Genomic DNA, 11883 nt, shown 5'->3' with positions numbered 1-11883 from the left:
AGCAGACGGCATGACGCTGCAAAAGTTCGACTGGCGCACGACGACGGCTGCCATGTGGCAGCGCGCCAGCATGCCGTACCGCGCGTGCCTCAACCGCCGCGACGCCGCCCGGGGCGAGCTCCCCATCCCGGCGCTGTTCTATCACCGCGTCGCCGATACGCATCCGACGCCCTGGACGATCAGCCGTACGGACTTCCAGCGCCAGATCGACTGGATGGCGAAGCGATTCGAGTTCGTGTCGCTCGACGAACTACGACGCCGCATGCAGGAGCGTTCGAGCTTTCGCGCGGCCGTCGCGATCACCTTCGACGACGGCTATCGCGAAAACCTCGACTTCGCGCTGCCGCTGCTGCTGAAGCTTCGCATCCCCGTGACGTACTTCGTCACCGCGGGCAACGTCGTCTCGGGCGAGGCCTTTCCGCACGATCGGGCGCTGGGGCTCGACCTCCCGCCGCACTCGGCGGACGAGATCGCCGATCTCGCGCGGGAAGGGGTCGAGATCGGCGTCCATACGATGACTCACCGCGATCTGGGGCAGCCGCTCTCCGGCGCGGATCTTGACGAGGAAATCGTCGGCGCCCGCGACCTGCTCGAAAGCATGACGGGCCAGTCGTTGCGTCATTTCGCGTTTCCCTTCGGCCAGCGCGAGAACCTCGGCGCCGCGGCCGTGAAGAAGGTCCAAGCGGCGGGCTACGCGAGCTGGTCGAGCGCCTTCGGCGGATACAACGTGCCGGGCCGGTCGGACGGACACCTGCTTCGCTTTCACGGCGATCCGTCGCTCGTGCGGCTTTCGAACTGGCTGACCGGCGACCCGCGCTGGCGGAACGTCCGAGCCGACGACCTGCACCTGCCGCAGGAGCGCCCATGACGCTGCTGCTGAAGGAAAGCGATCTCGAAACGGAACAGCGCGTGCTCGCCACGACGCTTTCGCTCGACCATGCGCTGGCGCATTTCTCGGAAGAGGATGCCTCGCTTCCATCAGACGACGCCGAAGGCGAAGCGCGCGGATCAAAGCCTGACGAACTGTTCGCCGTCGATTCGCTGGTGGTCGGCGTCGTCGCGATGGCCGCGATGACGGTCGTGCAGAAGGGGATCGGCTTCGTCCGCGGCATTGCGTTCGGCTGCTGGCTCGACGACGGCGAATTGGGTCGCTGGTCGCTCGCGATCAGCTTCCTGAACCTGGCCGCGCCGCTGATCGTGCTGGGACTACCCGGCACCTTCGGGCGCTACCTCGGCGAGTTCTTCGACCGGGGGCAGATGCGCGCGTTCCTGACGCGGTCGCTCGCCTTCTCCGCCGTGGCGGCCGCGATCGGGATCGGAGCCTTCCTGGCGTTCGCCGATCAGGCGAGCTGGCTCTTCTTCGGCGACGCGCAACAAAAGTCGCTCATCGTCGCGACTGCCTTCGCGCTGCTCGGCGTGCTGGCGCTGAATACCTCCAGCGAGATCTTCACGTCGCTGCGCGTGAACCGGCTCGTCAGCTCGATGCAGTTCCTGCATGCGACCGTCTTCGCCCTGCTGAGCGTCGGCTTTCTGGCGGCCGGGTACGCGAGCGCCGAACTGCTGATCGCGGTCTACGGCATCGCCGCGGCGGTGGCCGCCGTGCCGGGGATCCGACTCCTCGCGTCGCGATGGAAGCAAATTCCGACTGCGGAGGAATCGCCCGCCTGGAGTCAGGTCGGGCGCAAGCTCGCGGCCATGGCGTTCTGGATCTGGGTCGTGAACCTGCTGGCGAATCTGTTCGACGCGGCGGATCGCTACGTCCTCGTACACTTCGGCGGGCTCGGCGCCGAAGCCGCGCAAGCGCTCGTGGGCCAGTACCAGAGCAGCCTGCTCCTGCCGTCGCTGTTGATCGGAATGGGCGCCGCGTTCGGCGGAGCCATGCTGCCCCATCTGGCGCGCAGTCGCGCGGCCGGCGACATCGCCGGCGCGGGCAAGACGCTCGTCACCGCGACGAAACTGATCGTCGTGCTTTTCGTCTTCGCAGGGTTCGCCGCGCTCTGGAGCGGGCCGTTCCTGTTCGACCTGCTGTGGCGCGGAAAGTTCGCCGAGGGCGAGAACGTGCTCGGCCTCGCGCTAATGCACGGCGTCTGGCTGAGCGCGGCGTTCCTCGTGCAGAACTGGCTCTGGTGCGTCGAGAAGGCCCGCTTCGGAGCGCTCGCGTTCCTGCTCGGCCTGATCGTGAACGTGGCGCTGAACGTCGCCCTCGTCCCGAGCTTCGGCTTGCCCGGCGTCGTGATCGCGACGCTCGCCGGCGACGCGGTCGCGCTGCTCGTGCTGCTGCTCGTGAACCGACTTTACGGACTCAAGACGCCGCTCGCGCTCTGGCTCGCGCTGCTGCTCCCCCTGACGCTCGCTGCGGGACCGGTCAACGGAACGGCGATCTTCGGCCTGGCGCTCGCGGCGTGTCTGCTGCGGGGCGTCCTGATCCTGCCGGAGGAACTGCAGCAGGTGCGGGAGCTCTTCGCCGAGACGCTCGCACGATTCCGATCCCCGTCCACGCCCTCCGCCTGACGTCCGTTCAACTGAGGCTCGCCATGAGCGTTCTCGAAGCTCCCGCGCAGGTCGACTGCGAAATCGAATCCGTCGCGACCCGCCGTCCGTCGTCGTCGCTCCGGAAGAGCGATCCGCTCGCAACTCGTCCGCTGCGCGTCGCGTTCCTCGCGACGAGCCTGCCGGTCGGCGGCGCCGAGACGCTGCTCGCGGCGATGATGCGCGGCTTCGATCCGGCGACGATCCGTCCCGAGGTCGTCTGCCTGAAGGAGCCCGGGCCGCTGGGCGACGTCCTGGCGAAAGAGTTCCCCGTTCACTCCGGCTTCCTGAACAGCAAATACGACCTCCGCGTGCTGTCGCGACTGAAGCGACTGTTTCAGGAGCGTCGCATCGACGCCGTCGTGACGGTCGGCGCCGGCGACAAGATGTTCTGGGGTCGCATCGCCGCCCGGATGGCAGGCGTTCCCGTCGTGCTGTCGGCGCTCCATTCGACCGGCTGGCCGGACGGCGTCGGCAGACTCAACCGTCTCCTCACGCCCTGGACCGACGGCTTCATCGGCGTCGCCAAGGCTCATGGGCGACACCTGATCGACGGCGAAGGCTTTCCGCAATCGAAGGTCTTCGTCATTCCGAACGGCGTCGACGTCGACCGGTTTCGACCGCATCCCGAAGTTCGTACCCGGATGCGACGGGAACTCGGCTTCGACGAGGCGGCCCTGGTCATCGGGGTGGTCGCGGCGCTGCGACCGGAGAAGCATCTGACGATGTTCCTGGAGGCCGCGCATCGGGTCAGCCAGCGCGTCGACCGTGCCCGGTTCGTGATCGTAGGCGACGGACCCGAGCGCGCGGAGCTGGAACGTAAGGCGAGCGAACTGGGCATCGCCGATCGCGTTCGCTTCCTCGGTTCGCGGAGCGATATCCACGAGATCCTGCCGGCGTTCGATCTCTTTTCGCTCACGTCGAAGAACGAGGCGAACCCGATCTCCATCCTGGAAGCGTTCGCCTGCGGCACGCCGGTCGCCGCGCCCGACGTCGGTTCGATCCACGAATCGGTCGTCGACGGCGAGACGGGAAAGCTCTTCCCGGCGCTCGACGTCGACGCGGCGACGGCGGCCTGGCTGTCGATCCTGGAGAACGACGAACTCCGCCGAGCGATGGGGGCAGAGGCCCGCCGCCGCGTGACCGAACGCTGGTCGATTCAGGCGACCGTCGGCGGCTACGAACGGTTGATCGTCGAGACCTGGATTCGCAAGCAGGAATCGGGGTGCGAGCGAAGCCGCTCGATGCGTTAGACTCGGGGTTGCACCCTGATTCTTTCGCCGCCTCTCGGGACAAGTTCGACCTCCCCATGATCGACGCCCGAGGGCAGGACGGAACGGCGCTGCGGGACTTGGAGAACCGCCTGCTGAAGTTGCAGCAGGCGGAGCCCGAAACGCCCGACGAGTTTCGCCAGACGGCTGCCGCTCTGGCAGCGCTGGAACGAGATCGCTTCCTCCAGTCCGAACGCCGCCGGACATCCCTTCCCGGCGAAGCGGAGGTCGCGGATGCGCGGCCTCGATCCGCCGACGCCTTCGAAGGGGAGGGGCTGCTCGAGGTCGCCGAACTCGCGGGCGGTCTCGAAACGTGGAGAGCCTTCTGCGAGCGCGAAGGCTTCAGCGGCCCGCATGACGAATGCCAGGAGGCGCTCCGTCGCTGGCGGTTTCGTCGCGCGGCTGCCTGGCGGGCCGAAACCGTCGCCGCGATCGACGGAGCGTCCGACGAGGACCTGTTCGAGCTGCTGCTCGATACGCTCCGCCTGGAACGGGAAACCGACCTCGAAGAAGGCGATCGGGAAGCGTCGGAGATCCTGCGAAGGACCAAGCTCGCGATTCGCGAACGGATCGAGTACCGCATCTCGGATCGTTCGCCCGGCAGCCGGCTCCTGGCGCAGTGGCGCCGCGCGACGGTCGATCGAGCCGCCGCGGCGATCGCCGACGCCGAGGAGTCGGAACTCGAACCGGCGATCCGCCATCTCGAAGCGGCCGAAGAGGACGTTCTCTGGCATCTCGACCGGGTCGAAAAGCCGTACGGCGGAGGCAGCGGGCCCTATGGCGATGGCAAGCGGCCATATGGCGGAGGAGGCAGGGCGCTGAAGCGCCGCCTGGCCACGCTGAGGGCGGAACGCGAAGAACGGACCGTGCAGCTTCGGCTGGAAAACGCCTTCGGTCGTCGAACCGTCACGTGGTTCGAACGGCTGGTGTTCGTCCTGCTGTTCGTTCTGACCGGCCTGCTGCTGGTCGAGTGGCTCGCCGATCCGACGCCGACGCAGCGCTTCTGGCTCGACGCGGCCGACCTCGCGATCTGCTCGGTCTTCCTGACGGAGTTCTTCGTGAAGTGGCGCTTCGCCGGCTGGAGCGCCTCCTGGTTCAAGCGTCACTGGCTGATCGATCTGCTGCCCGCGATCCCGGTCGGCGTGGCGCTTTCCTTCGTCGAACATGCGCAGGCGGCGAACTGGCTCCAGGCGGGGCGATGGCTGCGGCTGCTGAGGCTGTCGCAGGGGATCCGGTACCTGCGGGCCCTGTTGCCCCTGCTCAAGACGCTCCGTGCGGTCGCCTTCTTCGCGCGAGGCATCGATCGCGTCGGCCGGCGGTACGCCCGACTGATGAACCGGGACGTCATCCTCTACCCGAATCGCGACGAGATGGAGGCGGCCCTCGGCCCCTCGCCCCGGGCGGCGCTCGACGAACGCTTCTTCGAGCGGGAACTCCGGCAGGTCTGGCGCAGGGCGGTGGAGGACGCTCCGCCCGAGCTTCGGACGGAACTGGCGTCGCTGCGGGCGAAGTCTCTTGGCGAGTTGCTCGACGAGGCGATGACGCGGCACGGCGTCGCGCCCCGGTCGTCCGCTTCGATCGAAGCGCAGGAGATCACCGCGTCGCGGCTGCTGGAACGGATGGCGAGCGTCGCGCCCGAGGAACTCGATTCGCTCTTCGATCCCCGCACGGTCGCGCGAATCGCTCAGGTCGCGCGGTGCGCGTCGTACGTTCCGACGGCCTGGTTCGGCTGGGCGAGTTTCGTTCCCGCCCGCACGGCGCTGTCCGATTCGGAAGTCGCCGCGATCGCCTGCCGGAAGGCCGCGGCGACGCTGTCGAAGTGGCATGACGCAGCCTACTGGGCCGCCGACCTTCACGGAACGATTTCGCCGTCGCTGTTCATCGACCGCGTCGGCACGTTGATGGTGAAGAACTCCGTGCGACCGGCGACGCGGCTGGCGCTCTTCGGCGGAGGCTATCTGATCGTGATCGCGATCCTGCGTATCACGCCGATCGACGCGCTCACCCCGGTCGAACTCTTCCTGCGGCGCTTCGTCGGAACGACGCTGCTCGCGCTCGGCAGCGTCTGCCTGGTCGTCTTCACGATCGGCTGGTGGCTGCGGCAGATCGCCAAGGAGGCGACGGAGTTCTACGAACGTTTCGCTCAGGCGCAGTTCCTCGCCCTGACGGAAACCATCCGCGAACGCCGGCGCAAGAGCGATCTGCGTCTGCTCTACGAGCGCGTGCTGCGTGCGGAATGGAGCATCGCCGGGCCGGAGTCCGACGACGATCGCGAGCGCCGGCTCGCGCTGCTGGAACAGTCGCTCGCCTCGGCGACGCGGGAGCGACACGACGCCGCCGACGCGCTCGCGCTGGCGCGAACGGAACGTGCGGGGCTGCTCTATCGCGACTGGCTGGACGGAGGGCTGTTCGTCGACAACGACTGCCGCGTCACGGCGCAGCTCCTGGGCAACCCCTGCCTGCAGCAGTTCTACGAAATGTCGCATCGCATCCCCAAGCGGGAGCTGCGGCGACTGGAGGGCCTGGATCTTGAACGGCTGCGCGCGTTCGACGGTCCGTCGCGGTGGTTCCAGCGGATCTCGCGATCGATCTCGCACGGGCTCGCGGCGCTGCTGGCCGAGTACAACCGCCGGGCGGTTCCGCTGGACGAGATCGACCTGCTCGACGCGGAAAGCCGGGAGCGGCATCGCCGATGGGCGCTGCGGGAGGAAGAGGGCGACGAAAGCGCCTCCTCGGCGAAGCGCGCGGGCAAGCCCGACCCGGGCCGCGATCGCTACGTCACGAACGCGTTTCACGCGCTCCACTTTCTGGACGACGATCCGCTGCGCGACGAGGAGATCGCCCTGCGTTTCGGCGAGGCGACGCTCGACCGGATGCGGGCCGACCGCGTGCATCTGATCCGCACCGTTTTCGGCACGGCGCCGCTGCACGATCGACCGCGGGAAGAGCGGGTCTTCAACGCCTACCTCGCCTACCGGCGGCACGTCGAGCGTGGACGCTGGCTTTTCGCGCCGCTGCGCCTGGCGATCTGGTCGGCGCGGAAGGCGGGCGGGGGAGTGCGCTGGACGGCGCGGACGATCTGGGAGATCCGTCGTCCCGACCGAAGCTGTCGGACCCGGAGCGAACTCGCGCCCGATTTCCTCGCGGCGGTGCGAAAGATAGACCGCGTGCGGCGCCCGATCGCGCTCGCGGCGACGCGTTTGCGATCGCTCGTCGATCCGGAATATCTCGGCGCCGCGATTCCGCTGCGGGAACGTTCCGCCGGGGCGGGAACCGATCTGGACGAGGATCTCGTGTTCCTGCGTCCCGATTCGACGTTCGAGGAGGAACAGCGCGATCAGCGCCTCCGCGCGGCCGCGGATATGTCGCGGCTCGAACGCCTGATCGAAGGGGGGCTGCTCGAACGTCTGGCGGAACGGCTGGACGTCGCCGCCCCGTCGCTGAGCGCTCCGGAGTCGATCCGCACGATCGCGGTCGCCTACTACGCCGACCTGGACGGAGTGCGAGTCTTCCTCTCTTCGGCGGAGATCCTGCACGAGGCGACGGAGCGCACGCAGTTGCTGCACGCCTTCGGGCCCGTGCGGTGGAAGAACCTGCTCTTGGGGCGCGCGTTCCGCGAGTGGGCGAAGCTCCGCGACCTGGCGCCTGCCGCGCGGCGACTGGCTTGGCGCGCTGTCGTGCATGACGTCTGGGATGCAGGCGACGCCTTGCGGATTCGCGATCGACTGGGCGAGTCCGCCCGGGCGGAAGGGGAGCGGCGACTGGCCGAGCTCCTGCGGCATCCGGGGCGGGTCGACGAGTACCTGATGTCGCTGAGGACGATCCAGACTCTCGCGTTGCTCGACGTGGCGTACTATCGGCGACAGGTCTATCGCCTGGGCGCCTACGCCGAGAGCGGCCTCGACTTCAGCGACCGCCTGCGTTGGATGGGCCGCGACTGGGGCAAGTCCGATCAGGCCGCCGGGACGACGACCGGAAGGCCGCGCCGCGAATCGTCCGAGCGGGAGAGCGACCTGCGACCCGTGTGAGCGAGGCCTAAGCGGCGGCGTCTACGGAAGAGGCCGGAGACGCTCGCGGCGGCGGTCCTCTCTTCTCTTGTCGACTTCGTCGACCCCGATAGCGGAGCTATCGGGGTCGCCCAGGCGCGTCGAGCGATCGACGAAAACGGACACTTACGCCGCGGGATCTTCCTGGGATTCCGCGGGCGGCGCGGCCGGCGTCTCGCCGCCCGTCTGACGGTCGATCACCATCTGCAGATCGAACGGCTGGGGGAATGGCTCGCCCAGGTTGTCGAGCGTCCGTCCGTAGAGTTCGATGTTCTCGGACAGGTCGTCCGTCATGGTGCTGTCGAGCGTGACGGGGAACTCGGTCAGGAGCTTCTTCCAGAGCGCGAAGCCCTTTTCGAAGCCTTCCTTCGCCTCTTCCAGTCGACCGGCCTGGAAATCTTCCTTCGCGTCGAGCACGAAGTTTCGCGCGGCGATGGCGTCCGACGTCCCCTCCAGACGGGCGCGACCGAGCCAGTAGTCGAACGCGATCTGATTGCGATAGCGATCGACGTACGTGGCGTACTGCTTCAGCTTGGCGATCTGGTCGGTCAGGCGAACGGCTTCGCCCGTGCGTTTGTCGCTGGGGATCTCCGCGAAGATCAACTCCGCGTCGACCTCCAGGAAGGGCGCCGCAGCGTTCGCTTGCTCGACCTGCGTCTGGGTTCGCTCTTCGGGCGGCGTCTTCACGGCCTCGACGAAGAGCGGGTCGAGCTGCTTCGAGCGCTCCTCGACGAGACGCTCGCGCACGCCCGGCGCGAATTCGTCGAGCTTCCGTTCGAGGTCCGCGATCTGCACGCGGATCTGCTCGAGCTGGTTCAGTCGCAGGGCCTCGCCCCACGAAGAGCTCACGGGCCGATCGCCGAAGCCGAGCCACGCCGTCTCGGCCTCGCCCCAGGCGTTCTGAGCGACCTCGTCGGGCCGGAAGTCGTCTTCCAGCGCCTCGGCATGGTTCATCTTCGACATCGCCGGATTGCGATAGAAGATCAGCGGACCGTCGCCGTACAGGCGCTTGCCTCGTTCATCGACGGCCGAGACCGACCGGTCGTACCACAGCCCCGCCATCAGCCAGTTGTCGTAGCCGTAGCGGGTGTACGCGCGGTTGATGTCGATGTAGGCGGGGAAGGACTGGACGAATTCGTCGTCCGTTCGGAACAGCCGGCGGAACTGCTTGTGTTCGTCCGCACGTCCGACCTTCTGTCCCATGTACCAGCCGAGATCCTTCAGGATCAGGGGATCGTCGCGGTTGTACCGCTCGCCCACCATCAGGAAGTCGATCCCCTTCTTCACCCACGCGTAGCGCTGGCGATAGTCGTCGAATTCGACGGACGTGTTGTAGGACATGTTGTGGGCCTGGAAGTCCCACACCTTCACGAAGTTCGGCTGCAACCGGAGGATCTGGTTGTTCAGGGCCGTCATCTCGTCGAAGTCCTGGTCGATCTTGGCCTGGTTGGCCTGCGACTGCAGGACTGCGACCGCGACGCCGTGCAGACCGAGCGAGGCCAGACGCATCGCCGAGGAGGCCGGGTCGACGTCGCCCAGTTCGGACTGCGCGATGCCTTCCCGCTGCCGCATCTCGGCGAGGATGCCGCCGCCGGAGGATCGCCCCTCTTCCTGCACGACGGCGGGGCGTCCGATCACGAACAGCGGAATGAGCAGCGCCGCCGCGATCGCCAGATACACGAGCTTACGAACGAGCGAGCTGCGTTTCGGATCCATGCTCATGCAGCCACCTCGCGACTCCGCAGGAAGAAGTAGCCGAGAACGGTCAGCGTCAGCACGTAAGCCGCCGTGGCGAGCGTCTGCTGCGCGACCAGGTTCCAGGTGATGTCGTAGCCCCGCGCGACGAAGTCGGCGGTCATGAACGAATTGAAGTTGGGGACCACCTGGCAGAAGAGCCAGACGATCAGCATCGTGAAGAAGTCGAACCAGCGGATCGCCATCATCATCGCTTCGGGAATCGTATCGATGTCGATCGTCTGATTCTTCTGCATGACGATGCGGATCGCCGATTCGACCACGCCGCCGCCCGGATTCTCGCGAGCCTGGAACACGTCGCCCCAGACGCCCCCTTCGAGCCCCATCGTCGAGACGATGCGATTGAAGAACGGGGATTTCTCCCGCATGACCGTGATGATGCCGCGGAACGTGCCGAGCGTGACCATGTTCAGGGCGAAGCCCAGGATGCTCACGCAGGCGACCGCCAGGAGCGTCACCGCCGACTTCAGGAAGGTCGAGAACATCACGCAGAACGCGATGATCACCGTCGCCTGGAGGAACAGGCTCCAGTAGCCCTTCACGAAGTTCGCGAAGAACGAGCTGTCGCCCCGGCGGAGGTAAATATCCTTCGCCCCGGCGCCGAAGTATTGTTGCGGCTCTTCGCAGCGAAGCCAGATCTCCAGTTTTCCGTCGACGACCAGATCGTCGAACAGATCGAGTTCCCGCGAACCGTCTTCCGACTGAATCTTGCGGGGAATGTCGACCCGTTTGAGCTTGAACTCGGTCGACGCGAAGTCGATTTTTCGCGACTCGACGACGCTCGTGCTGGTCGCCGTCTGCGGGCGGACAAGTTGCAGCGAGCCGCGGATCGTCCGTTCGATGTCGCCCTTGATCGTGCGGAAGACGCGGATGTCCATCTCGACCGGCAGGCCGTCCGGGAACGCTTCGGGCGTGATGCCTTCGTAGGTGAAGATCGCCGCGCCGAGGGTTCCCCCTTCGACGTAGCCGCGGTAGCGCGACTCCATGCCGACGTCGATGCCCTGACCGGGATTGCCGTCGCGACCGAGGAAGCGGAGCGTGCCGTAGACCGGCTGCCTCGCTTCCAGCATCCCCTCGTGATCGCCGACCTGCATGTCGAAGACGGCGTCCTCGTTCTCGGCCAGCCGCTGCAAGCCGCGGACGGTCACCCCGGAGACGATCTCCCCGTCGCCGTCGGTCTCGAACAGTTCGCCCTGGATCGACAGGAACCCGTCGCGCTCGCGGACGGGAAGCTCGATCGAGCCGTCGAGACGCAGCGCCCGTCCCTTGCCGGTGAACTCTTCGGGCACCGTCCACTCGAAGCGGGCGGTTTCGACGGTCGCGAAACCGGCGTCGGACAGTTCGGGGCGGCTCCACGATTCGAGCGATTCGGCGCCGGGGAGGCTGCCGTCGCCCAGAGCGACCTGCACGGCGGGCGAGCCGGGGCTGCCCGACATCACCGCGACGAAGGTTTGTTCCGAGCCGCTCGCGGAATCGGCGACGGTGAACGTCCAGGCGCCGCGGACGTCGAACAGCGTCGCGATGCGATGGAAGTGCCCGTTCTCGATCTCGGTTTCGCCCTGACCCTGGCTGTCGACGGTGAAGGCGTGCAGGTGTCCGCTGGCGCGCGTCGTGACGCCGCGATAGAGATAGACGTCGCTGTTCGGGAGGCGCTGCTCGGTCAGGTCGGCGACGGTCACGCTATGTTCGTGCGACATGCCGCGGACGACGAAGATGTAGCTGATCGCGCACATCGCGATCAGCATCAGCCCGACCAGCGACGAGAAGCCGACGATCTTTCCGAGCAGGATCTCTCCCGCGCGGACCGGCTTGGTGATGACCGTGTAAATCGTCTTCGTCGCGATGTCGCTGGGCAGGCTGAACGCGCTCAGCAGCGCGGCCATGATCAGCGCGAGGTAGTTCGACGTCGTTAGCACGAACGAGATGTAGAGCTTCGCCGGTTCGTCGGCGTTCGGTTCCAGGAACCAGCCGGCGAACAGCATCACGACCACGAACAGGGCGAAGACCGCAAGAACGTAGCGCCGGATGCCCTCCATGAACGCCAGCCGGGCGATGGCCCACATCCGGCGCGGCGAAAAGTTGACGAGATCCGAGAAGGCCGTCCCGGCGATCAGCGTCAGTCGGTCGAACGCTTCGAGCGGTCCGTACCGGACGACGTTCAGCAGGGCGGCGATCGCGAAACCGATGACGATGAGCAGCGTCACCACGACGACGTAAAAGATCGCCGAGGAGACGAACCATTCGCCGAACGGAAGCACTTCGAGTTGTTCGATCATGAGCGG

Annotated in this window: 6 protein-coding genes; 4 read left to right on the top strand and 2 right to left on the bottom strand. The window is 67.0% G+C overall.

Going from position 1 to position 11883, the window contains the following annotated elements:
* The first annotated feature begins 10 nt into the window (after positions 1-10).
* From SH602x_RS03615 to SH602x_RS03600, 4 genes are read left to right on the top strand one after another with little or no spacing between them, the layout of a single operon-like run.
* Complete coding sequence (locus SH602x_RS03615) at positions 11-868, top strand: polysaccharide deacetylase family protein (RefSeq protein WP_479475510.1); 858 nt, start codon at positions 11-13, stop codon at positions 866-868.
* Entirely contained in the window at positions 865-2511 is a 1647-nt protein-coding gene (locus tag SH602x_RS03610) for a lipopolysaccharide biosynthesis protein (protein ID WP_479475509.1), read from the top strand. Before SH602x_RS03615 ends, SH602x_RS03610 begins: the two co-directional genes overlap by 4 nt.
* Before the next feature lie 23 nt (positions 2512-2534).
* Complete coding sequence (locus SH602x_RS03605; protein WP_479475508.1) at positions 2535-3782, top strand: glycosyltransferase; 1248 nt, start codon at positions 2535-2537, stop codon at positions 3780-3782.
* Positions 3783-3838: 56 nt separating this feature from the next.
* Positions 3839-7828: an ion transporter gene (locus SH602x_RS03600; protein WP_479475507.1), complete on the top strand. Its 3990-nt coding sequence runs from the start codon at positions 3839-3841 to the stop codon at positions 7826-7828.
* Between the two features lie 144 nt (positions 7829-7972).
* On the opposite strand, the gene SH602x_RS03595 is transcribed toward SH602x_RS03600, so the two are convergent.
* Both SH602x_RS03595 and SH602x_RS03590 read right to left on the bottom strand, forming a co-directional pair.
* The gene (locus SH602x_RS03595) at positions 7973-9568 is read right to left on the bottom strand and encodes a hypothetical protein (RefSeq protein WP_479475506.1); all 1596 of its coding nucleotides are present in this window, start codon (positions 9566-9568) and stop codon (positions 7973-7975) included.
* Positions 9565-11877, bottom strand: a complete 2313-nt coding sequence (locus tag SH602x_RS03590) for an ABC transporter permease (RefSeq protein WP_479475505.1) — start codon at positions 11875-11877, stop codon at positions 9565-9567. Before SH602x_RS03590 ends, SH602x_RS03595 begins: the two co-directional genes overlap by 4 nt.
* Between the last annotated feature and the right edge of the window lie 6 nt (positions 11878-11883).

It is taken from the genome of Lignipirellula cremea (genome assembly GCF_056501455.1).
The sequence above is the reverse complement of the archived record's forward strand: the minus strand, read 5'-3'. Positions and strand labels throughout refer to the sequence as shown.